This window comes from Clostridium sp. UBA2485 (genome assembly GCF_002341865.1).
Classification (GTDB): domain Bacteria; phylum Bacillota; class Clostridia; order Clostridiales; family Clostridiaceae; genus Clostridium_J.
Genome location: NZ_DDOV01000038.1, coordinates 1 through 24823, shown reverse-complemented (window position 1 = coordinate 24823; position 24823 = coordinate 1). Strand labels below are relative to the sequence as shown.

21 protein-coding genes and 1 other annotated feature are annotated in these 24823 nt (G+C 27.9%); of the genes, 11 read left to right on the top strand and 10 right to left on the bottom strand.

Annotated features, from left to right (window positions below; all coding sequences use genetic code 11):
* Positions 1 to 157: 157 nt before the first annotated feature.
* From B3603_RS06780 to B3603_RS06750, 7 genes are all read right to left on the bottom strand, one after another.
* Entirely contained in the window at positions 158 to 1033 is an 876-nt protein-coding gene (locus B3603_RS06780; RefSeq protein WP_291562341.1) for a nucleoside hydrolase, read from the bottom strand.
* 185 nt (positions 1034 to 1218) lie between these two features.
* A complete protein-coding gene (locus B3603_RS06775) occupies positions 1219 to 1917 on the bottom strand; it encodes a TVP38/TMEM64 family protein (RefSeq protein WP_291562339.1) in 699 nt (232 codons plus the stop codon).
* Positions 1918 to 1961: 44 nt separating this feature from the next.
* A complete protein-coding gene (locus B3603_RS06770; protein ID WP_291562336.1) occupies positions 1962 to 2621 on the bottom strand; it encodes a TVP38/TMEM64 family protein in 660 nt (219 codons plus the stop codon).
* Positions 2622 to 2680: 59 nt separating this feature from the next.
* Positions 2681 to 3817 (bottom strand): (Fe-S)-binding protein, encoded by a 1137-nt coding sequence (locus B3603_RS06765; protein ID WP_291562334.1) that lies wholly within the window; start codon positions 3815 to 3817, stop codon positions 2681 to 2683.
* Between the two features lie 64 nt (positions 3818 to 3881).
* Positions 3882 to 4547: a TIGR04282 family arsenosugar biosynthesis glycosyltransferase gene (locus B3603_RS06760; protein ID WP_291562332.1), complete on the bottom strand. Its 666-nt coding sequence runs from the start codon at positions 4545 to 4547 to the stop codon at positions 3882 to 3884.
* A 90-nt stretch (positions 4548 to 4637) separates the two neighbouring features.
* A complete protein-coding gene (locus B3603_RS06755; RefSeq protein ID WP_291562329.1) occupies positions 4638 to 5633 on the bottom strand; it encodes a phosphotransferase in 996 nt (331 codons plus the stop codon).
* Positions 5634 to 5667: 34 nt separating this feature from the next.
* A complete protein-coding gene (locus B3603_RS06750; protein ID WP_291562326.1) occupies positions 5668 to 6342 on the bottom strand; it encodes a TIGR04283 family arsenosugar biosynthesis glycosyltransferase in 675 nt (224 codons plus the stop codon).
* 269 nt (positions 6343 to 6611) lie between these two features.
* Here B3603_RS06750 and B3603_RS06745 point away from each other — a divergent pair, with 269 nt between their 5' ends.
* Positions 6612 to 6803: a ferredoxin gene (locus tag B3603_RS06745; RefSeq protein ID WP_291562323.1), complete on the top strand. Its 192-nt coding sequence runs from the start codon at positions 6612 to 6614 to the stop codon at positions 6801 to 6803.
* A 144-nt stretch (positions 6804 to 6947) separates the two neighbouring features.
* On the opposite strand, the gene B3603_RS06740 is transcribed toward B3603_RS06745, so the two are convergent.
* Positions 6948 to 8378, bottom strand: a complete 1431-nt coding sequence (locus tag B3603_RS06740) for a Na+/H+ antiporter NhaC family protein (protein WP_291562320.1) — start codon at positions 8376 to 8378, stop codon at positions 6948 to 6950.
* Between the two features lie 448 nt (positions 8379 to 8826).
* Here B3603_RS06740 and B3603_RS06735 point away from each other — a divergent pair, with 448 nt between their 5' ends.
* The 9 genes from B3603_RS06735 (at position 8827) to B3603_RS06695 (ending at position 18891) form a co-directional block, all read left to right on the top strand.
* The gene (locus tag B3603_RS06735) at positions 8827 to 9057 is read left to right on the top strand and encodes a DUF1450 domain-containing protein (protein WP_291562317.1); all 231 of its coding nucleotides are present in this window, start codon (positions 8827 to 8829) and stop codon (positions 9055 to 9057) included.
* A gap of 184 nt (positions 9058 to 9241) precedes the next feature.
* A complete protein-coding gene (locus tag B3603_RS06730; RefSeq protein ID WP_291562314.1) occupies positions 9242 to 10828 on the top strand; it encodes a tetratricopeptide repeat protein in 1587 nt (528 codons plus the stop codon).
* A gap of 430 nt (positions 10829 to 11258) precedes the next feature.
* The gene (locus tag B3603_RS06725) at positions 11259 to 12449 is read left to right on the top strand and encodes a DUF3798 domain-containing protein (RefSeq protein ID WP_291562311.1); all 1191 of its coding nucleotides are present in this window, start codon (positions 11259 to 11261) and stop codon (positions 12447 to 12449) included.
* Between the two features lie 80 nt (positions 12450 to 12529).
* The gene (locus tag B3603_RS06720; protein WP_291562308.1) at positions 12530 to 14125 is read left to right on the top strand and encodes a sugar ABC transporter ATP-binding protein; all 1596 of its coding nucleotides are present in this window, start codon (positions 12530 to 12532) and stop codon (positions 14123 to 14125) included.
* Complete coding sequence (locus B3603_RS06715; protein WP_291562305.1) at positions 14126 to 15175, top strand: ABC transporter permease subunit; 1050 nt, start codon at positions 14126 to 14128, stop codon at positions 15173 to 15175.
* Positions 15168 to 16445, top strand: a complete 1278-nt coding sequence (locus B3603_RS06710) for an ABC transporter permease subunit (RefSeq protein WP_291562304.1) — start codon at positions 15168 to 15170, stop codon at positions 16443 to 16445. Before B3603_RS06715 ends, B3603_RS06710 begins: the two co-directional genes overlap by 8 nt.
* 637 nt (positions 16446 to 17082) lie before the next feature.
* Complete coding sequence (locus B3603_RS06705; RefSeq protein WP_291562301.1) at positions 17083 to 17829, top strand: Bax inhibitor-1/YccA family protein; 747 nt, start codon at positions 17083 to 17085, stop codon at positions 17827 to 17829.
* 153 nt (positions 17830 to 17982) lie between these two features.
* Positions 17983 to 18207, top strand: a complete 225-nt coding sequence (locus B3603_RS06700; RefSeq protein WP_291562298.1) for a hypothetical protein — start codon at positions 17983 to 17985, stop codon at positions 18205 to 18207.
* A 42-nt stretch (positions 18208 to 18249) separates the two neighbouring features.
* Positions 18250 to 18891 (top strand): YidC/Oxa1 family membrane protein insertase, encoded by a 642-nt coding sequence (locus tag B3603_RS06695; RefSeq protein WP_291562295.1) that lies wholly within the window; start codon positions 18250 to 18252, stop codon positions 18889 to 18891.
* Between the two features lie 58 nt (positions 18892 to 18949).
* Here the strand turns inward: B3603_RS06695 and B3603_RS06690 are convergent, their stop codons facing one another.
* Complete coding sequence (locus B3603_RS06690) at positions 18950 to 20131, bottom strand: sensor histidine kinase (RefSeq protein ID WP_291562292.1); 1182 nt, start codon at positions 20129 to 20131, stop codon at positions 18950 to 18952.
* Positions 20132 to 20458: 327 nt separating this feature from the next.
* Positions 20459 to 20719 (top strand) — a binding site (T-box leader).
* Between the two features lie 332 nt (positions 20720 to 21051).
* Between B3603_RS06690 and brnQ the strand changes: the two genes are divergently transcribed.
* Positions 21052 to 22380, top strand: coding sequence for a branched-chain amino acid transport system II carrier protein (gene brnQ / locus B3603_RS06685; protein WP_291562289.1), 1329 nt, complete (start codon positions 21052 to 21054; stop codon positions 22378 to 22380).
* A gap of 139 nt (positions 22381 to 22519) precedes the next feature.
* On the opposite strand, the gene B3603_RS06680 is transcribed toward brnQ, so the two are convergent.
* Positions 22520 to 24508, bottom strand: a complete 1989-nt coding sequence (locus tag B3603_RS06680; protein WP_291562286.1) for a sensor histidine kinase — start codon at positions 24506 to 24508, stop codon at positions 22520 to 22522.
* Between the last annotated feature and the right edge of the window lie 315 nt (positions 24509 to 24823).

The window sequence follows — 24823 nt, the reverse complement described above, 5'->3', positions numbered from 1 at the left end:
TTAACTAGCTATTTTATTTCATATGCCTAAAATATACTAACATCTTTGGGCTATTATTTTCTTTCATATGCCTAAAAAGTACTAAAAGACGTGAGGAAACTCACGTCTTTTCATTTATCATAAAGTTGATATTAAGATATCTTTGATTTATTATTTTTTAGATATCTAAATTATTATTTGTATTTATAAATCCATTAATCAATATTTCGTTAAAGGTTTCTAAATCTATTATTGAAGAAGGCATATAAATTTTTTTACCATCTTCACATAAATTTAAATATCCACTTTTTAAATCCTTAACGGAAGAATTTATAATTACAGTTTCATTTTGAAAAAGTTCGGGATTGGTGATATATATGGCCGCCGCCGCATCCCAGTTACAAAAGGCTTTAACATCCATAAGCTTTTCCATAGATACACACCAAGGATTTATTTTTTCTAATATATATTTAAATAATTTATTAGAGCTACTTTCTAATTTTAATAATTCTTTAGGACCAAAGATGGCTTCCATAGTAGTATGACCATTTAATATTGAAACTTTTGCTTCAGAGGATAAAACCTTATGTGAAGCTTCAGGATCACAAGAGAAATTTAATTCATCTACTTTATGCCCATGTATTATTAGTGGAGAAGTTACTCCTCCCATTAACGCTATTTCTTTTACATTTGTAAAAAAGTCATTGTCGTAAAGATAAGCACCATATAAATTAGTTAATGCACCTGTAGCTAATATTGTAATCTCTTTAGGATTGTCTTTCACTGTATTAGCTAAAAATTTGCTGGCTTCACTAATTCTATTTTGATGATCTTCACTTCCTTTAAATACTTTTATATGATTAAGGTTTAATTCTTTAATCATATTCATAGTAGTTTCATAAACTACGTCTATAGTATTATTTCCATAGGTTAGAGTTAAACCCTGTAAATCAACATCTTCTCTTCCTAATAAGTAAAGTAGGGTAAGTCCATCATCTACATCGCAACCTACAACCCCCATTGTATTATCGCAATCATATATAATTTTATGCATAATTACCTCCAAATTAACCATCAATAATTTGTTTTTTCTTCTTATAAGGTATCTGAAATAAAATAACTGGTCAAAGATGTGACGAATATTTTGCGTTAGACAAGGCGACAGGTTCCACTGATATTTATTACGCTATCAGTGGGGTCTGACAACGAAGTATGACACAAAATAGGTTAACATACTGACTAGTTATTTTTTTGAAGATGCTTACTACTTACATATTTTTTTATTGCAACACCAAATGCTACTAAAGCTATAAACCCTGTTATAATTCCAAGTCCAAACTTCGCCATTTGATCTATATTTTCACCTAGTATTGAATAAACAATAGTTGCAGGAAGTTGTCCTATCCCTGTTGCCCAGAAGAAAGACCAAAATTCCATATTAGTAAGTCCAGCAGCATAGCTTACAGCATCAAAGGATATAAAAGGTAGTAATCTAGCAATTAATATAGCGTAATTTCCATATTCATCAAAAAATTTATCTGTTTTATCTAAAAGTTTAGATGAAACAAATTTTTCAGCAGCTGGCCTTCCATAAATTTTAGTTATGTAAAAGCAAAGTATTGCACCTAACATTGCACCAGACCAAGAAATAACTGCCCCCCACATCCAGCCAAAAACATAAGCATTAGCAAAGGTTATAACAAAGGCAGGTAAAGGAGCTGCAATAGATTGAAACATCATAAGTATTATAGAAATTAACGGACCCCATATACCAAAAGAAATAATATAGTCTTTCACAGCAGGTATATTTAAGGTAGATAATAGCACCACAACGTGATTAATATTATTTTTTACAGGTGGTACAAGGAAATAAATTAAAAGTAAAACTACTAGCACTGATAATTTGTATATAGTTGATTTCTTAAATTTATTTTTCATATCACAATTCCTCTCTTGAAATTAATCTGTTTAAGAAGAGATGACTAATCACTTTCTATCAAATATTTTGTTTTTTTCTTAAGCAATAATGAAATTAAAAGTAAAGCTATTAGTAGCCCTATTGCACATAAAAATTCAATAGATTTAAAATTTAGAGACTTGTCTCCTAAATTAGTAAAAACTACTACTCCAGGAATTATTCCAAGAATTGTTGCAGAAATAAAATTTTTATATTTTATTTTGGAAAATCCTGCTCCATAGCTTATAACATCAAAAGGTATTAATGGTATTAATCTTAGAATTAAAATAGTAAGAAATTCATTACGATTTTCTTTTAAAAAGTTAAAGTTGAATTTTTCTTTCATAAATTTTTCTGCTCTATCTCTAGCAAAATACCTTGATATCACAAAAGCTAAAGTAGAAGCTAAAATTGCACCTATCATAGTATAAATAGTTCCATATAAAATTCCAAAAGCCATTCCGCCTGCAATTACTAATAAGGCATCAGGAAATATTGTAATGGGCATAGAAGCAAAAAGTATTATATAAACTATAGGGGCAATTTTCCCATAGGAGTTTATAAAATTTTTAATTTCTTCTGAGGAATAATTTCTTAAAAACTCAGTATTTTTAAAGAGAAAAATACAAAATATCACTAAACCAATAAACAATAAGAATTTTTTCTTATCAATTTTTTTATTCAATTATTCTCCTCCTTTCATAATGTGCTTTAAAGATACAATAAAATATCATAGCATATTGATTATCTATCTCTTTTAATATGCTTCATTTTAGATTTTAGTTTATATCTATTTTTCCATGAATTTAATGTAGTTATATTTAATTTATTTCTAGATTCAATTTCATTTTTATCTTTAAAAATTAAATCTAGAATATGATAAGATCTTTTATCTGTTAAGTTTACTGATCCTAGACATCCTCCACAGTAACTTATGATATTATTGCTTTCCAGTTTTTCTAAAGAAGAATTTCTAATAGCCTTAGAAAGATTACTGTCAACTGTATGCACAAGTCCACCAAACCCACAGCAAGAATTTGTGAAATCTAAAGACTTTAGGTTATATCCTAATCTATTAATTATGTATCTAATACTTTCACCGATTTCTTTATCATCTAAGCTTTGACAGGAGTCTTTAATAGAAAATTCTAATTTACAGTCTTTCCCTTTACCAATTGAATCTTTGGGAATATCTATTTCTTTTAATACCTTCCACAAAGAAGTAGTTTTTATATCAGTACTTTCTTCCTTCAAAACTCTAAAGCAAGATTGACAAGCAGTAATAATTTCTACATTTTCAAAACTTTTTACTTCATTTATAAAAGATTCATATCTTTTTCTAAATAAATCTATTTCTCCTAAATCCTTAGTAGGTTTACTACAACAATAAAGTAATAATCCAGTATGACCTAACTTTTCATTGAGATAATTATAAATTTTTATAACTAGCTCTGGATCATAACCAGATAGGGAGCATCCTGGCATAAATAGTCTCTTAACTTTTTTGTCCCCATATATTCCCTTAAATAATGGGGAATTACTAAAACTTTGATGAAAATGCATAACAGAGTGACCTTTAAGTGGAGATTTTCCACCATTATAGGTAGAGATTTCTTCTCTCATAGTAAAAAATACTTCACCCAAATCTATATTCTTTGGGCAAACTCTTTTGCAACATCCACAGAGACTACAAGAAAAAGGAACTATAGGATCAATAGATGTAGTTTTTTCTATATTTATTAATAGTTCCTTAGGTGTATTGCAGTATTTTTCTAGAAAAGGACAAACTTTTAAGCATTTTTTACAGGAAATACATCTATCTTTAGAACTTATAAAAACATTGTTTATTGTTGAATTTATTACATTAAAATTATTTTCCATAAACTCTCCTTTTCTTTATAAATTAGGCATGTGAAAGAAAATAATAGGATAATATACTGGTCTATTATTTTTTTGAAGATGCCTTAATATTATTAATAAAATCTAAGGTATAACTATTATCTATTGAAGATTTCTTAAAATTTAATAAATCTTCAATGGTATCAATGTCTTGTAATGGTTCTATTAATTTATAGTTTTTATTTTTATTATGAATTATTGTTAATGTATGTTGAAAAACCGTTTCCTGTCCCCAACTTATTGGTGATAAAAGAATATCATCTATAGATTCACTACAACCTATAAGATAATATCCACCATCGTATGTAGAACCTATTACAATATCCCAATTGTTAAGATATAAAAAAGAATTTTCTATAATATCTGAACTTATATTAGGTATATCACTGCCAGTTAAAACAACTTTATCATAACCAATATTTAATAGATAATTTATAGCATTATTCATTTTTTCGCCTAAGTTATTACCCTGTTGGGGAAATAACTTAATAAACTTAGGAGCTATTGAAGTTAATAAATTTATATTTCCTTCATTAGAATAGGCTACAAATATATCTATTTCATCTTTCAAAGCATCAGTTGTTTTAAACAAATCTTTCAGCAAACAACTATGAAGCTCTGCACATTGTTCTCCATTTAAATTAGGCATCATTCGAGTTTTGGTCTTTCCTGCCACAGGGATTCTAGTCATTATTACATAAGCATTTTTCAATTTTATATCACCTACTTTGTTCAATTCACAATTAACAATGTAAAATTCATAATTGTGGATATTTCTCAGCAGAAGCTGAGAGATTTAAATCTATATCTTTATATCATATGGTTTTAATAAGTTTGACAAGAAATCAAAATTTAAATAAGATTTTATTTTATTAAAAATTTCATCATTGCGAAGGAGTTTATCTTCAGTTTGGTAGTCAATAAAAGCCATAGCACACCAACTTAGAGCTCTTAAATACAGGTAAGGGTTGTACATTTCAATGGAGGTTTTTATCTCATCAAGGCTATGATTAACTTTATTTGCATAGCTCTTCAAGAAAAATTCTTTTTCTTCTTTACTCATAATGTAATTATTCCTCCAAAGGGTAGTGGTATCAGCCAAAAATTGAGTTAAGTCTTGGCAAGGGTGGCTTATAACAGGTTTCTCCCAATCTATAAGATAACCTTTTTTACCTATTATAAAGTTGTGGGAATTAACTTCTGTATTGTTTATAACTTTCCAAGAGTTTTCAGCAAAAAAACTTTCTTTATAAAGGTTTTTATCACACCATTCTAAGTAATTAGCAAAAAAGCTTTTTAATTTTTTACTAGGAATAGGGCTTGCAAAGAAATTCTCTAATAACCATGTACTTTCAGAGATTCTATCTTTAAAAATATTATTCTCCATAATAAAATTATTTTCTTTTAAATTATTGATATTAATTGAGTGTATTTTGCTAAATATATGTGAAGCTATTTCTAAGTCACTAGAGTAATTTAGTGGTCTTCCTTCTAAAAATTCCATAACTAAAATACCAAAATCAAAGTATTTTTTAGTTCCATCAACAAATAGACCTTTAGGTGTTACACCACTTTTTTCAATAGCTTTTAAGGCTTCAAACTCATAGTTTATCTGATTTTCTAATCTAAGCTGACTAGCTGTATTTATTCTAAAAACAAAGTTTTTATTTTCATCACTAATAGTATAGTTTATGTTATATTCACCTTGAGCTAAGAAATTTATATTAAATTCTTTATTTAAGTTTAAGACTTGGCAAAGGTCTGTTTTAAACAAATATTCTCTTATTTTATTAACCATATATCCTCCTACTTAATTATTTTAAAGAAGGCGCTTATCTTATATCTTTGTACATTTTTGATAGCTTATCCGTTGGTACGCCTAAAATATATAAAATTTTAATTTTATGCATAAATAAGTGAGTTCTAAGAGCACTACCTTTTTTAAATCTTCTAGCTGAGGTTTTAAGAGGCAAATCTAATATTTTTGTTTTACCTTGTTTTTTTAACCTTACAGAGAAATCCCAATCTTCCATAAGAGGCATATTTTTAAATCCATTCATATTAAGAAACAAATCTTTTTTTAAAAACATGCCTTGATCACCAAAGATTAGCTTTAAATATTTGGCTCTCAAAGTAGAGGTCTTAGCTATATATTTTAAAAATAGCCTATTATCATCATAAAAGTCTAATGAAAAAGCACCACCTATAAAACTTTTTTCTATAGTTTTTTCAATGTAAGAAAAGCTATCACTATGTATTTGAGAATCACAGTGAAGAAACCAGAGTATATCACCTTTTGCAATTTTTGCACCTGCATTCATTTGGTTTGCTCTACCCCTTGAACTAGTTAAAGTTAAAGCATATTTAGATGCAATTTCAATAGTTTTATCACTACTTCCTCCATCAACAATAATAATTTCATTATTACCTTTAATTTTATTTAATTCTATAAGTAAATTTTCTATATTATTTTCTTCATTAAAAGTTGGTATTATAATAGAAATCATGTTATTCACTCCTATATTACGAGGTTATTATAACATACAGTATATAGACACTACCTATAGATTTTATTTATAGATATCATATAAACTATAGAAATTTTAAATAATTATTAAAAATAAAGAGCTAAAGATAATTTTTATTTTATATTAAAATTTAAAAAATGATTTTTAGAAAAATAGTTTAGTTAATGCTCTTTTTTTATCTATTAGTATAGAAATTAATGTTTAGAGGAATTCTATATTATAATCAAAAATATAGGAGGATTCTTAATATGAGAGCAATAGTTAATAAAGATGAATGTATATCCTGTGGATTATGTCCAAGTGTGTGTCCAGAAGTCTTTGAATTTGAAGATGATGGAAAAGCAGGAGTTAAAGTTGATGGAATACCAAAAGATGTTTTAGACTCTGCTAAAGAAGCAGAAGAAGGTTGTCCAACTAATGCAATTTCAGTACTAGAATAATTTTAAAAGTCGCTTGAAATATCAAGTGGCTTTTATTTTATACTTAAAAAATAGAAGGAGTTATAAAAAGAGGAATTAAAATAGATTTTAAATTTTTCTTATTAATTTTTAAATAAAAAAGTCATGACATTTAGTCATGACCTTTTATAACATAAATCCAAATATTATATAAAGAACAAAGCTTATTGCACCATTTAATAATGCATAGGGTAACTGAGTTTTTACATGATCTATATGATCACAAGCTGTTGCCATTGATGATACTATTGTTGTATCTGAAATTGGTGAACAGTGATCTCCCATAACTCCTCCAGAAATTACTGCACCTATACAAAGATATAGATTAGCATTAAGCCCTGCATACATGGATACGGCAATAGGTGTCATTATAGCAAAAGTACCAAAGCTTGTCCCTGTTGAAAATGCTATTATTGAAGAGAATACAAATATTAAAGCAGGTACAAGACTAGGGTTAATTTTTCCAGATAGTGTGCTTGCTATAAACTCTCCTGTTTTTAAATCTCCAACTACATTACCAATGGCAAAAGCAAATACAAGAATTGAAGCTACTTGTAACATTCCACTAGCACCTTTAAAGGTATAGTCCATAAATTCATTTAGATTCATTATACCTTTGATTTTATATAGTATTCCACAGAAAACTATAGTAGCAAATACAGCCCAAAATACTGCAGTTGAGCCTGAGCCATTTAATGTATTGCCATTTCCAGTTATATAAAGACCTAGAGGAATCATTCCTATTAATACTATTAATGGAAGTATCATATTCCACATATTAGGCTTAATACCATCTTTAGTCGAAATTTCTGTTACATCATCAGAAATAAGGGGAGTTGAACCTTCTCTTATAACTGCACCTGTAGTTTTTGCCCTAATTTCCGCACTTTTCATAGGTCCAAAATCTTTATCAGTAAGGATGTAAAAAGCTACAGAAAGTATAGTTATAACTGAATAAAAGTTAAATAATAAACTTCTACCTAATATTCGAACAGGATTTCCAGAGATAACTCCAGCAGTTATTTGTGAAGAAATCACTCCTAATAATGTAGCACCCCATGAATTAAAAGGGAGAATAGAGCACATAGGTGCAGATGTAGAATCAACTATATAAGCTAATTTTTCTCTTGAAACATTGTATTTATCGGTAACAGGTCTAGCTATAGCTCCTGAAACAAGACAGGTTATAGTAGATTCTATAAAAATTACTATTCCAACAATATATCCAAGCATCATTGATGCTTTCCTACTTTTAACAGTTTTTGTTTTTGTAGTTAAGTAATCAACAAAACCTTCAACTCCACCAGAAACCTGAATTAAGGTTATTATTGAACCTACAAATATACAAAATATAATTGTTTTAGTTGTCCAGCCTTCAGAAAAAACAGATATTATTCTTTCTAAGGATGCATTTAGTGAAGGCAATAATGCTCCACCAGATAATATTAACTCGCCAATATATATTCCAGCAAATAAGGAAATTATGACTTGCTTAGTTATAAGAGCAAGTAGTATTGATATTAGCGATGGTAATAAAGTAAAAATACCATAACTCATTTGTATACTCCTTTTTATTTAATCCTAAATTTAAAATCTTAAAATACTCCTGAACTTATGAATATATTTTAGATAAATAGACTAAACAACAGTATATTTATTATTTAATTTGGTTACTATATAGAGAACTAAATTGAAGAAGCGATTTTTAATTAAAATTTTTCTAAGATAAATATCGTAATTCTTAATTTTTCATTCTGAACTTTTAATTTATAAAGAAGAATTTTTATCATGAAAATTAAAATATTGTATAAATTAAAATTCACTAAGCAACCTTATATATAAGTATAATCATAAAACTATAATTTAAAAAGATAATAATTATCAATTAATGAATTTGGAATAGAAAGATGATTCTGTGATAATTTTTTTAATAAATAGAATAACTTTTAAGATAAGTATAAATAATAATTTTATAAAATTTTATTTTTGAGAAGGGATTAAGATTATGGAAAAAGAGATTTTCTTTTGTGAAAATAATGTAAGTAAGGGATTAGAAGAAATTATAGAAAAGTTAGAAGAGAAGTATAAAGACTTAGATGTTTACATTGAATCTTGCCAAGGACAGTGTAGTATATGTTCAGAAAAATATTTTGTTGTTATAGACTCAGAACTTATTGAAGCAGAAACTCCTGAAGAATTGTATGAAACTATAATAGATATTCAAAATAATAACTAATTATAGTGTATTATATTCTTTTATAATATATAAATGAAACTATTGTTATGATTAATTATAATTATAATAGGAAAAGTTTTTAAATAATGCAAACTTTTTTATATTGTTTATAATTACATTTTTTAGTTGTTATAATATAATTAATAATGTATATTAGATTTTTAATAAATAAGGGGGACATTAAATGTTATCTATACCTAGATGGTTAGCAATTACTATAATAATTGTTGGTAGTAGTATTTTATTAATTAAAGCTATCAGTAAGTTTAGAATAAAAAGAAAAGAGTATATGAATAAAAAAATTATTGAAGCTGCTGAGGAAGGAGACTTAGTAGCACAAGTTATATTGGCAGATATGTATTATCATGGCGATAAAATAGAAAAAAGTTACGAAAAAGCATTAGAATTATATAAATTAGCATCGGAACAAGGTGATGAATATGCACAAATGTCAGTAGCTTATATGTATTGTAATGGTGAAGGTACTGAAAAGGATTGTGAAAAAGCTTTTCTTTGGTATAAAGTTGTAGCAGAAAGGGAAAATGAACATGCACAATTAAATATAGGCTATATGTATCATAATGGAGAAGGTGTAGAGGTAAACGAAAAGGAAGCTTTAAATTGGTATAAAAAATCTGCTGAAAGCGGAAATATCATTGCAAAATATAATATAGGTTCTATGTATTATAGTGGGCATGGTATGGAAATTAATTATAAAGAAGCTTTTAAATGGTACTTATCATCAGCAGAAGGAGGATATATCGCTGCTATACTTAGAGTATCAGATATGTATTTTGAAGGCCAGGGCGTAGAAAAAGATGATGAAAAAGCATTATATTGGTCAATAAAAGCTGCAGAAAAAGGAAATATAGATGCAAAATATAATTTAGGATTTTCTTATTATAATGGTATAGGAATAGAAAAAAATTATAAAGAGGCCTTTAGATGGTATAAGAAAGCGGCAAAAGATGGTGATGAGGAGGCTCAAATTGCTATTGGTAATATGTATAGAGATGGGGCCTATGTGAGAAAAGACATAAATCAAGCTTTAAAATGGTATAAGATGGCTGCAACACAAGGATGCTTAGATGTACAGAAAGCCATTGCAGATTCCTACTTTAAAGGAGTAGATGTAAAGCAAAATTATAAAGAAGCTTTTAAGTGGTATGAAAAAATGGTTGAGGAAGGAGAAACTTATGGAGAAGTAAGCATAGGAGATATGTACTATAATGGATGCGGAGTGAAGAAGGATTATGCTAAAGCACTAGAATACTATAATAGAGCTGCAGAAAAAGGAGATTCAAGCGCCCAATATAACATTGGAGTAATGTACGAGAATGGACATGCTGTTCCTCAAAGCTATGAGAAAGCATTATATTATTATAAATTGTCTTCTGAAAAAGGCCATATTCAAGCAACTTTTAATATAGGAGTGTATTATTATAAAGGAAATGCTACTCCACAAGATTATAATGAAGCTAAAAGGTGGTTTGAAAAAGCTATTGAATTAGGTGATGTAGAGGCACTTTCTGCTATTGGAGATTTTTATTATTTTGGTAGAGGCATAGAAATAGATTATAAAGAAGCCTTTAAATGGTATGAAAAAGCTGCAGAAAATCATGTAGCCGTTGGATACTTTAATTTAGCCTATATGTATGAACATGGAGAAGGGGTAGATATTAATTTGCAAAAGGCTAGAGAACTTTATGAAAAAGCAGCTAATTTAGGGGATAGAGATGCAGTAAAAGCTTTAGAAAAGTTACATAATTAAAGGTAAAAAGAACTTATAAAGAAATTATTAATTTATTATATTTAAAGTGTAAAATAATTTTTTAAATTTATACAATAATTTAACGTTAACAATAAAATAGTAATATTTAGAAAGTCTTAGAATTATTCTAAGACTTTTTATTTTACGTATATTTCCAAATAATTAATTAATATTTCCTTATTCTTACACTAGATTAAAATTACAATTTTTTAAAAAATAAATTTAATTGACTTTTAAATGTGTATAAATATCAAATAAAAAATTAACATATGATGAAAATTTTACATTAACTTCAAAATATTATAATTAATTCACAATTAGTTCAAAGAATGTAAACACTTTTTGTAGCATAATGTAGTAATATTTAGAATAAAAATTAATATTCTATATTATTAGCTAAATTTATAGAATATAAAGGGGAGGATGGATTATGTTAAAGAAAAGGATATTAGCGGCCCTTTTATCAATGGCAATGCTAGTTGGAACTGTGGGATGTTCTAAACCTAGTACTGGTGAAAAAGATAAGGAAAATGCCAGTAATCAAGAGCAAAAACAAGAGAATACAGAAGAGAGAAAGGATTTTAAAATTGGAGTTATAACTGGTACAGTTTCTCAAGGAGAAGAAGAGTACAGAGCAGCAGAAAAAGTAAAGGCTGAATATGGAGATATGATAGTGCTACAAACATATCCAGACAATTTTACTAAGGAGCAGGAAACAACTATAGCTAATACATTAAGCTTAGCTGCTGATCCAGATGTAAAAGCCATAGTATTCGTTCAAGCAGTACCGGGAGCCAGTGCTGCAATTGATAAAGTTAGAGAAAGCAGACCAGACATGCTATTTATAGCAGGAGTTCCTGGAGAGGATCCAGCTATGATATCATCAAAAGCTGATGTAGTATTGCAAATTGATGATGTGGGAATAGGAACAAAAATGGTTGAACAAGGTAAAAAAATGGGAGCAAAAACTTTTGTTCACTATTCTTTTCCAAGACATATGTCTTATGAAATGTTAGCTAAAAGAAGAGATAATATGAAGGCTGCCTGCGAAAAAGAGGGGATAAAGTTTATTGATGCTACAGCACCAGATCCAACGGGTGATGCAGGAGTTCCAGGAGCTCAACAATTTATATTAGAAGATGTTCCAAGAAAGATTAAGGAGTTTGGAAAAGATACAGCATTTTTCTCAACTAACTGTTCAATGCAAGAGCCTTTAATTAAATCTACACTTCAAGAAGGAGGTATATTCCCTCAACAATGTTGCCCATCTCCATATCACGCATATCCAGGTGCATTGGGAATAGAAATTCCAGAAGATAAAAAAGGTGATGTTAGTTATATAGTTGAGCAAATAGGTACCAAAATTGGTGAAAAAGGTGGAAAGGATAGATTTTCAACTTGGCCAGTACCTGTAAATATGTTATTTGTTGAAGCTGGAGTAGAATATGCTAAAGCTGTATTAGAAGGAAAGTCTAAAGGAAACAATGATCAAGGTCAAATAGAAGAAACTTTAAAATCTTTAACAGATAAACCTTTTGAACTCTATAAATATAAAGATGAAGCATCAGGAAAAGTTTATGATAATTATTATCTATTATTATCAGATTATATAAATTTCTAATAACAATCTATGGTTCCAAAGGAGGACTCTCCTTTGGAACTAATAAAATATATTATTTCAACAGTTAGGGGGGACACTGGATGAATGAAAAATATGTTTTAAGAATGGAGAATATAGGGAAAGAATACTTCGGAAATAATGTATTAAAAGGAGTAAATTTAAAAATAAAACCGGGAGAAATACATGCCCTACTTGGTGAAAATGGAGCAGGAAAATCTACCCTTATGAATATACTTTTTGGAATGCCAGTTATACATTCAACAGGCGGTTTTAAAGGAGAAGTTTATTTAAATGAGGAGAAGATAAATATTAAGTCTCCTAAAGATGCAATGAAACTAGGTATAGGAATGGTGCATCAAGAGTTTATGCTTATACCGGGATTTACTATTACAGAAAATATAAAACTAAACAGAGAAATAACTAAAAGTAATATTATAAGCAAAGTTTTTGGCAAGAGATTAAGAACTCTTGATATAGATACTATGAATGTACATGCTAATAAAGCTTTAAAAACTACAGGAATTGATATAGACGAAAGGACAATTGTTGGAGGATTACCAGTAGGATATATGCAATTTGTTGAAATTGCACGGGAAATTGATAAGGAAAATGTAAAACTTATGGTCTTTGATGAACCAACGGCGGTTTTAACTGAAAGTGAAGCAGAAACCTTGATGAAAGCTATGAAAAAAATAGCTGAAAGTGGTATAGCTATTATATTTATAACTCATAGATTAGATGAAGTTATTAAAACGGCAGATAACATAACAATACTTAGAGATGGTGAGCTTGTTGCTAGCAGAGAAGTCTCTAAGACTAATGTGGTTGAACTTGCTGAACTTATGGTAGGTAGAAAGTTGGATATCTCATCTAAAGAATTTAAAGACCATGAAAATGATGAAACAATAATTTCTATAAAAAATCTTAAAGTAGAAATGCCTGGTGAGAGAGTAAAAGATGTAGATTTAGAAATTAAAAAAGGTGAAATTTTAGGTATAGGAGGCCTAGCTGGTCAGGGCAAGATTGGTATAGCAAATGGAATTATGGGTTTATATCCAAGTATGGGAAAAATTGAATATAAATCTGAAGAACTTCCATTAAATGATACAGAAAAAGCCTTAAAAAGTAGACTTGCATTTGTTTCTGAAGATAGAAGAGGAGTGGGATTATTATTAGATGATTCAATAGAAACTAATATAGTAGTAACTTCTATGCAAATCAATAATAATTATTTTCACAAAATAGGACCTATGAAAATAATGAATAGCGGGGAAGTAAGAGAACATGCTCTTAAGATGATAAAAGATTTAGATATTAGATGTACAGGCCCTACTCAACCTACAAGAAGATTAAGCGGAGGAAATCAACAAAAGGTTTGTATAGCTAGAGCACTAACTTTAAATCCTGAGGTTATATTTGTATCTGAACCTACTAGAGGAATAGATATAGGAGCTAAAAAATTAGTACTGGATTTATTGGTTAAGCTGAATAAAGAAGAAGGAATGACAGTAGTAATTACATCGAGTGAATTAAATGAATTAAGGTCTATATGCGATAGGATTGCTATAGTAACGGAAGGCAAGATATCTGGAATATTAAAACCAAATGCCTCTGATGCAGAGTTTGGATTAGTAATGTCAGGTCTAAATTCTAATTTAAAAGAGGGGGGAGAATAAATGAAGGAAAAGCTTAAAGGTATTGTAGATAAGTTTGGACTTCCTAGGGTTATAATAACTGCTTTTTTTATACTTCTTTGTATACTTGCAGTAGTACTTAAGTTACCGATAAGCATGCTGATGTCCGATATGCTCGTAAGATTTGGTATGAATGGAGTTCTGGTTTTAGCTATGGTACCGGGAATATTATGTGGTATAGGGCTTAACTTCGGATTACCTGTAGGAATATTAGCAGGAATATTAGGAGGACTTATAAGTATAGAACTTAATCTTAGAGGAGGAATAGCATTCTTAGTGGCAGTGGCAATTGCTATACCTATTGCAGCACTAGTAGGATATGCTTATGGATTGCTTCTTAACAAGGTTAAAGGTTCAGAAATGATGATAGGAACTTATGCAGGATTTTCAGCAGTTTCTCTTATGTGTATAGGATGGCTATTATTGCCTTTCAAAAGTTCTGAAATAAGGTGGCCTATAGGGCAAGGATTAAGAACTACTATAACATTGGATGGTAGGTATAGTAAGGTATTAGATGATTTTCTAGCATTTAATATAGGAGAAGTTAAAATACCTACAGGACTTATACTGATGTTTTTAGTATGTTGCTTGCTAGTTTGGATATTCTTGAAAAGTAAAACAGGAATTATGATGGCAGCAGGAGGAAGTAATAATAAGTTTGCACGTGCATCAGCAATAAATGTTGATAAAACTAGAATTATAGGAACTGTATTATCAACAATATTGGGAGCAGTAGGAATACTTATGTATGCTCAAAGTTATGGATTTTATCAGCTTTATCAAGCACCTATGATGATGGGATTTGCAGCAGTTGCAGCAGTTTTAATAGGTGGAGCATCTACAACTAGTGCGAAAATATCTCATGTTATAATAGGAACATTTTTATTTCAAGGATTACTAACATTAGGTCTTCCTGTTGTAAATCAGATGGTTTCAGAAGGAAATCTATCAGAGGTTGTAAGGATAATTATAAGTAATGGAATAATCCTTTATGCATTAACAAAGGCAAGAGGGGGTGGCTCTGGTGAGTAATAGCAATAACAGTTTCATTGATAAAGTAAAAGGTGGAATTTTTAATAATATGGTGACAATACTGTTTGTAGTGTTGTGTATTATAGGAATAAAATTATCAGGTCAATCAATTTCCTTTGTACTAACAGAGCTTGTAATAAGAATAGCTAGAAATTCATTTTTAGTATTGTCATTAATAATACCTGTAATGGCTGGTATGGGATTAAACTTTGGTATAGTAATTGGTGCGATGGCAGCACAAATTGCTATAATTGCAGTTACTCATTGGGAAATATCTGGACTGGGAGGTTTTATGCTTTGTGTACTTTTAAGTACTCCTCTTGCAATCATATTTGGATATTTAACAGGAGTTTTATTAAATAAAACAAAAGGTCAAGAGATGATTACCAGTATGATATTAGGATTTTTTGCTAATGGTCTTTACCAACTTTTATTTCTATTTTTAGTAGGTACTTTAATACCTATGAAAAATACTAAGCTTATGATTCCTGGTGGAGTGGGTATTAAGAATACAGTAGATTTAAATGGTGGAATAAAATATGCCTTAGATAATATATGGAAAAAGAATGGGCTGGATGTACTTTACTATGGAGTAATAATAGCCATTGTTATGATATTATTATGGTCTATTTTTAAATATGTAAAATATAGAAATAAAAGTATAAGTTTTTATAAAAGAGAGATTATGCTAGTTGTAATGTGTGCTCTTTTATATGCTTTATTGTATATACCTTATATAACAAAAACTTTATCTGTAGTATCTGTGCCTATAGTAACTATGATAATAATTTTAGTATTATGTTTATTCAATATATTAATTTTTAAGACTAAATTGGGTCAAGATTTTAGAACTGTAGGTCAAAGTTTAAATGTTGCTAATGCTTCAGGTATAAATGTAAATAAAACAAGAGTTATAGCTATAATAATTTCAACAGTGCTTGCTGCTTGGGGTCAATTAATATTCCTACAAAATATAGGAACATTAAATACTTATGGAAGTCATGAACAGGTAGGTATGTTTGCAATAGCTGCTATTTTAATAGGTGGTGCTACTGTGTCTAAAGCTACAAATAAGCAGGCGATATTAGGAGTTGTATTATTCCATACCTTATTTATAGTTTCACCTATGGCAGGTAAAAATTTATTTGATAATGCACAAATAGGAGAATATTTTAGGGTATTTGTAGCATATGGAGTAATTTGCGTATCCTTAGCATTATATGCTTGGAAAAAACTTGTGGAAAGTAAACGTGATTTAAAGTCTGAATAAAATATAAATATGCAAGACTAGCTTAATAATATTAAGCTAAATCTTGCATATTTTTTAATGTATGGGAAATCCACACTATGGCGCATATGTGATCGCATCTTTTATACCTTATTAAGATAAGCAAGTTCTTATAAAGTAATATATGTAATAAGTGTAAATATGTGATTAAAAGTAATGGATATTTTTATAATGGATTTAAAAATAAATTCTATAAAAAAATAATAATATTCGCTTATTATATACTATTAAAAATGATACCTCATATCGTATAAGATAGTTTTACACATAATACAGTATAATTTGTTAATAAGTCGATTTTTAAAACTAAACCTGTGGATATTTTATATAAGATTAGAGATAAGAATAATATGAAAGTAAAAAATTCTATATTACTTCTTTATAATTATGGTAACTTTATAATTATGTTTTATTAGATCTTTTTACTTAGACGAAGCAAGTTTAACACTATATAATTATCTTTTTAATATTATCTTTAATAAGCTTTACCATAGTGTTATTATGCTGTAAGAAAAAACTAGAAAATTTAATTAATTTTTAATCTCTTTATATATATTTACTAATTTTACGATGATAAATTGTCAATATAGTAATTAGTTATCTAGGGAGGAAAAGTATTATGAGAATCAAGTCTCCTAAAGTTAATGGATTTTTATTCTCAGGCTTTGAGAAGGTGGGGGATTATTCCTATGAGGAGAGAATGACAGTTTCAGGAGCGAGAAATAAGACCTTGGTTTTATTATTAGTTATGATAGCATCTAGTGCAATATCATGGTACTTAATGAATGGTAAATATATAGGTTCATCTATATGGCTTATATTATTAGGTGTAGGAATGATACTACCACTTGCTATAGTAACAACCATAAGTCCTAAATCTTCTTCTTTTGTTGCTCCCTTCTATGCCATAGGAGAAGGATTTCTATTAGCTGGTATATCATTGCAAGTTGAAAAATATTATTCAGGAATAGTTATGCCTGCAATATTATTAAGTATAGCAATAGCAATTTCCGTATTGCTTATTTATCAAGAGATAGGAAGATTGTCTTCAAAATTCATAAAGGGAGTATTTATAGCTACATTTGGAATAGCAATAAGTTATTTAATTACATTTGTAATTTCCTTATTTGGAGTTAATATACCTTTTATTCATACAAGTGGACCTATGAGCATACTGTTATCTATAGTAGTAATAGGAATTGCAGCATCTAACTTATTAATAGATTTTGACTTTGTATGCAGAGAAGCAGAAAGCGGTGCACCAAAGTATATGGAATGGTATAGTGCGATATCAATAATGGTTACTCTGGTGTGGATGTATCTAGAGGGATTGGAGTTACTCGAAAAAATAAAAGACGGGGATTAAAATTTATAATAATTTTAAAAAAAGTATATTTCTAAAAAACCAACATATTTACTGTTGGTTTTTTATATTAAATTAATGAATTATAATTTAGAAAGTATTATAATGTATATAAATAAAAAATATAATAATATATATAAACTAAAGGGGAGAGCTATGAACATAGATTATATGGGAGCTTTACAGCTCATGTTATTAGTACTCTCCATAACAACTATATTTCTATATTTAAAAGGATATACAAGACAAATAAAAGAGTTATCTAAAAGTTTTATTAATGTTATAACTAACAAAATTCTATCCTATAGTAAAAATCTTTGGGTAATTCATTATGAGGTCTTTGAGAAATATGGTGTATGGAGGTTTGTTACGAAGTTTTAATTATAAATAATATTTATGAAATATATTACTAGGAGTGATTTTATGAGTATTATTTATAATGTATTAACTGAGTTATTAAATTCTATATTTAATTTAGTAGGAGATTTTGGTATAGCTATAATTATTGTAACTGTATTAGTTAAGCTTATATTACTTCCAATGTCTATAAAACAGAAAGTTAATATGGAAGAGCAAAGAAAGCTTAGCGAAAATATTGCAAGATTAAAGGAAAAATATAAGGATAATAAAGAAAAGCTAGATAAGGAGTTACAGGTACACTATAAGGAAGCTTCAAAGAGCATGAAAGGATGTTTAACAACGTTAATTCAGCTTCCAATAATTATGGGACTGTATAGGGTGATAATATCTATGCCAATTGAGGTAGGTACTATAATAATTCCATGGGTATATAGTATAAAAGCAGTAGACAATTATTATATAGCACCAATAATATATGCATTAGTTTCGCTAATGCCTCAACTATTAAATTATATAGGATATTTTAAGTTGTCGTCAAAGGTAGCAATAAATAAAGTCTCTATAATTAGTACAGCAATTGTTAGTCTTTTAATATCTTTTAAAATGCCTGTTGCTCTAATAATATACTTTATTACAAACAGCATTTTTTCAGTTATTGAAGAGATTATATTTAGAATATATATGAAAAATAAAGCCACTATATAAAGAGATCCCTATGCTAGTACTAGTATAGGGATTTTAAAATTTTGAAATAAAAATAAGATTATAGATCATATATATCAGAGAATTCAATGTTTATACTATTTAGAATATTTGATTTAGTAACTTCATCAATAGTATAAATAGCATTTTCTTTTGAGTTGTTAATAGGTAAGGAGATAGTAAAGGCCGATCCCATATTTAATTCACTTACTAAAGATATATTACCACCGTGAAGGTTTATAAGACCTTTTACTAAAAATAATCCGAGTCCACTTCCCTCTACATTCCTAGAAAGAGAAGTATCTACTTGACTAAATTTGTCAAATATATGGGCTTGATTCTCTTTAGATATGCCTATTCCATTGTCAGAAATACTTATATAAACATAGTCTGTATCATAAGTTATATTTACAAAAATATTCATTTTACGAGGTGTAAATTTAATAGCATTAGATAATAAATTCAATATTATTTTTTCAAACTTATTGTAATCAATCAAAGCAAACAATTCTTCATTATCAGTATCAAATATTATAGATATATCTTTAAATTCTATATACTCATTAGCGTAGGTGCATAAATTCTCGATTACATTAACTACATTATAATTTTGTAAATATAATATTAAAGAATTATCATCTAAAGCAGAGATATCTAAGATATTATTTATTAGTCTTAATAACCTTAAACTATTTTGATGTATGTCAGAGATTCTACCAGATACCTTTAAGTCGTTTAAGGTAGTCTTTTCGCTGTTAGAGTAAAGTTGTAATAATTGAGTTCCAGATAATATAACATTTAATGGAGTTCTAAATTCATGTGAAATATTATTCATAAAGTGATTTTTTAGTTGATTATATTTAAGTTCTTCTTCAAGCTTAATTTTTTCTTTCTTAGCTTGATGTTTTAATTTATTAAATTTCATTAGTTTAAATATAAGAATAGTAATTATAACTATAAATAATATTATTAGTATAGTTTTAGATAATTCAATCTTTCTTTTAGTTTTGTTTATACATTTTTTACGGTAATTTCTATGATTTTTACATTTTTCATGGTTCATAGTTCTATAAGTTCTGTATTTGGAGGTTGAGGTTTTAGCGTATAAGTTTAATATAAAAGAATTTTTTGAAAATTTATTTTGATAAGTAGCTGTGTTAGCTTTAGTAGAGGCAGGAAAAATGATAAATATTATAAAAATTAAAATTAGAATTTTAATAATAGAAGAATATTTTTCTTTCATAAACATACCCCCTCTAAATTTTTAAGCATATTATACCATTTTGATAGTAAATTATTTGTATAATTAAGTTGAAAAAAAATTACTTTTTAAGAATTTATTTGATTTTACGCAGTAAGAAATAACTTTATATAATTAAGTTTAATATCAAATTTAATTATATAAAAATATTTGAAATCATAAATCATAAAAAAGAATGTAAAATCAGCATTTATGTATTATTTCGACAATTATTTTAATTATATTTTTATTAAAATTTATAAATCATATCAAAAAAATATTTGACATAGCAATTAGAGCATGATATTATAGCTTTAATTTATTTACGAACTAAATTTGATGAAGAGAACAAGTAAGTTATGATATCTGTCCTACAGAGAGTTGGCATTATGCTGAAAGCCAATGTTCAGAACATATCTGAAAATCATCTCTGAGAAGTAAAACTGAAGCTCACTTTAGGTAAGTTTTACCGGAATTCCACCGTTAAAAGGAACGCGTATCATGTGTACGTAGCTGAGTGCTATAAACTAATATAGTGTTTTTTTGGTTTATAGAATTAGGGTGGTAACGCGAGTACAACTCGTCCCTTTTATGGGGCGAGTTTTTTTATTTTTATATACCGGAAAATTATGGGTTTTTAAAAGTATTGATAGTAAAGAACTTATAAAAGTAAATAATTAATTTTACACTATAAATTAATTATCTATATAGAATTAAACATTAAATCTTATAAATAATAGCGCTATTAATATATATTAATTTTGATATGAGCATATTGTAAAAAACTAGCTAAATTTTACAAGCAAGTTCATAAAACAATAATGGTTAAAAGATAATTTCGGAGGTGGTATTAATGGAATGTGACATAGATATTAAAAACTATTATAAAATTAATGAGTTTATATATGTTTGGAGGCAGAAATATGGAAAAATTATCAAAGAAAGATATAATGCTTATTAGCTTAATGCTTTTTTCAATGTTTTTTGGGGCAGGAAATTTAATAATTCCGCCTTTTCTAGGACAATCAGCAGGTACTTCTATGGGAAGTGCTATTCTAGGATTTATTCTTTCAGCAGTAGGACTACCAATATTAGGAGTGATTATTGTTTCTAAAGCTGGAGGATTACATAATTTAGCGAGTCGAGTACATCCATTTTTTGCATCTGTTTTTACAGTATTGATTTATGTAGCTATTGGACCTTTTTTAGGTATTCCTCGTGCAGGAAGTTTGGCTTTTGAAATGGGAGTAGCTCCTTTCTTACCAAATCACATAAACTTAAGCGGATGGATTCTTTTCTTATATACTTTAGTTTATTTTTCAATAGCCTTTTGGCTTAGCTTAACACCTTCTAAATTAGTAGAGCGTTTTGGTAAAGTTTTAACTCCTCTATTATTAATTCTTATTTCAACTATATTTATTTATAGTATATTTAAGCCACTAGGTAGTTTTGCTGCACCAAGTGGGGATTATGCGAAATTTCCTTTCTTTAAAGGATTTTTAGATGGATATATGACTATGGATACCATAGCTGCTTTAAACTTTGGAGTTGTAATTTCATTAACTCTTAAAGAGATGGGCATTGAGAAAGAAAAGTCTCTTGTTTCAAATTCAATACGTGCAGGGTTAATAGCTGGCTTTTTCTTGACTATTATATATATCATATTGGCAGTTTTAGGTGCCTCAAATCAAGGAAGCTTAGAAACTACAGCAAATGGGGCAGTAATATTAACTAATGTAGTATTATATTTATTTGGTAACCCAGGCGTTGTATTATTGGGATTAATATTTTCATTAGCTTGCTTAACTACATCTGTCGGGCTTATTACATCTTGTAGCCAATATTTTGCTTCATTAACGCCAAAAATTTCTTATAAGTATTGGGTTACGATACTGAGTATATCAAGTATGATTCTTGCAAACATGGGATTAACAAAAATTCTTATAATATCAGTACCAGTTTTAACCGCTATTTATCCAATGGCAATTACCCTTATTCTTCTTTCCTTCGCTCATGACTTTTTTAAGGGAAGATCTAGTGTGTATATGTGTAGTATGATTTTTGTATCCTTAGTTAGTATTACTGAAGCTCTTAAACAATCAGGATTTAAGGTGGATGCTATAACTAATTTATTTAAGCATTTGCCACTTTACTCAATGGGACTTGGATGGATAGTTCCTGCTATAATTGGCGCCACTATTGGATTTATATTCACTTTTTCAAAGGAAAAGTTAGTTAATATTGAGATGTAATTAAGGCATCATATAAAAAGCAACCTAGTTATTTAACTAGGTTGCTTTAAAAATAATTGCTCTCAATTGTCTATTGGTTAAAACTGTAAAATACTTAAGGGCGCAATTATATCAGTTATGCATTAATTTTTTAGATAGTTTATTTATATTCTTCTTTATACAAGTCTGAAAACTCTAAGTTAACTTTAGTAGCAATATTTGAAGATAAATCTTTATTAACTTCAATAGTATTGTTTTCTAATATTGTTATAGGTAATTCAACTGTAAAAGTAGAGCCTTTATTCACTTCACTATCAACATAAATCTTTCCATTATGAAGTTCAACTATTGATTTTACAATAGACAGCCCAATACCACTTCCATCGGCATTTCTAGATAATGAATTATCTATTTGAGTAAATCTTTCAAAGATAGAAGTTTGTTTATCTTCAGGAATACCTATTCCGGTATCTTGTACTATTATCAGAACGTTATCTTCCTTTAATTTTACATTAACAGTTATTGAGCCACCAGATTTCGTGAATTTTATTGCATTAGATAATAGATTTAGCACAACTCTTTCAATTTTATCATAATCTATTGCAGTGTATATTTCCTCTTCTTCAGTATCAAATATAAGGGATATGTTTTTATTTTCAACATAATCTACTGTACTTAAAACTATATTTTCAACTACTTCAACAATATTAATATTTTCAAGCTTTAAATTTAGAAAGCCTGCATCTAGTTTAGTTATATCTATAAGATTATTTATAATTCTAAGTAGTATTAGTCCATTTTGATTAATGTAAGAGATTTTATCCTTAGCCTTTTCATTCTTATATACTATATCTCCTGACTTTTCATAGAGCTCTAATAATTGAAGTCCAGCAAGCATAACATTAAGAGGAGTTCTTAACTCATGAGATATATTAGCTAAAAATTCGGTTTTAATTCTATCGTATTTAATTATTTCATTTAGTTCTTGTTGGTCTTCTAAAGATTTTTTTCTAAGTCTAGTAGAATTAATAGATTGAAACATAGTAATAAGAAGGAATGTACCAATTAATCCTAAGATTAATGATTTAATTTCACTAGGCATATCGAAGGGAATTAGTGGCTTGTTTAATATAATACTATCTTCTGGCAAGTCTTTCATACTTATATCAAATTTTACTAACTCATCATAATTAAAAGTATATTTAGATGAGTTATCATAAAGTAAAGGCATGCTAGATAAATTTTCATTCATTAGTATTTTTAAAGCAAGATTTCCGATTTGTACTCCTTGTTCCTCAGGATTATAAACTTTTCCGCCTATTACGCCCTTAATGCCTATATATCTGTTTTTGAGACTATACATAGGAAGAGTACTAATTTGATTTAAACTTTCAACTGTTTCTTTTGGTGACAAATATATATTCTTCTTATTTTTAAAATGTCCAGCTATTAAATTTACCTCATTAGAACTGGAATTATTAATCTGTGATATCACATCTTCTATATAATCGGAGCAAATATAATTTAATTTAATATTGCTAAAATGCTCATCTAGTAGTAATACTTCGTCTAGTAGCAATTGAGAATATATATTGGCATTTAGTAATATGTTTATTTGTTTTGTTTCAGGATGCAAGTTAGAAATTAAATGTAATGTGTCATCTAATTGACTTTCTTTAGCAATACCTGAGAACAGATTATAAGGATAAGATTTTAATTTAATAATATCGTTTACAACCCCAAAAACTACAGGTGTGTCCTTGAATAAATTTTCATAATAATTAGCAACAAAGTCTAGAGATTCATCATTGAGTACAATTATTAAATCAAATTTATGATTTTTATATTTAGATTTCAAATAATTAGCTTTTGTGTTTATATAGGAGAGATCTTTAGAACCATCTAGTTCTAAATACTCAAAATTATATGTTATTTTAGTATATCTTTCGTCTAAAGTATGTTTTATTACATCAGAAATTTTAATAAATTTATAGTTTTCCTTATAATAAGATTGAAGTATAAGAATAGATTTAACTTGATTTAATTGGCCAGTATCACAATAGGCATAGGAAGAGGTATTTATTATATAAAACATTATAATAAAGAAAAAAATAGATATTTTTAATTTACTAAATCTAAAACACTTCATAAGACTATCCCCCATCAGTTCACAATACAATAATTATACCACTTTTGTTATTTTAAAGTATTAAATATTCGTAAAATTGGGAATTATTCAACAAATTGTCTTATATTAAAAAATTTGTTTTAATTTTCGATAATTGTGAAAAAACCATTCATAATCTTTAAATTATATAGGATAATATATAAATGAATAGACTTTAATTTTAATCTATTCATCAATAAAGTTGTGTTATTGAATTATTTTAGCTTACACTAATATGGAATTGAGAATTGAAAATGGACAATTGACAATTATGGTGGAAATTAGTTTTAATCAAAC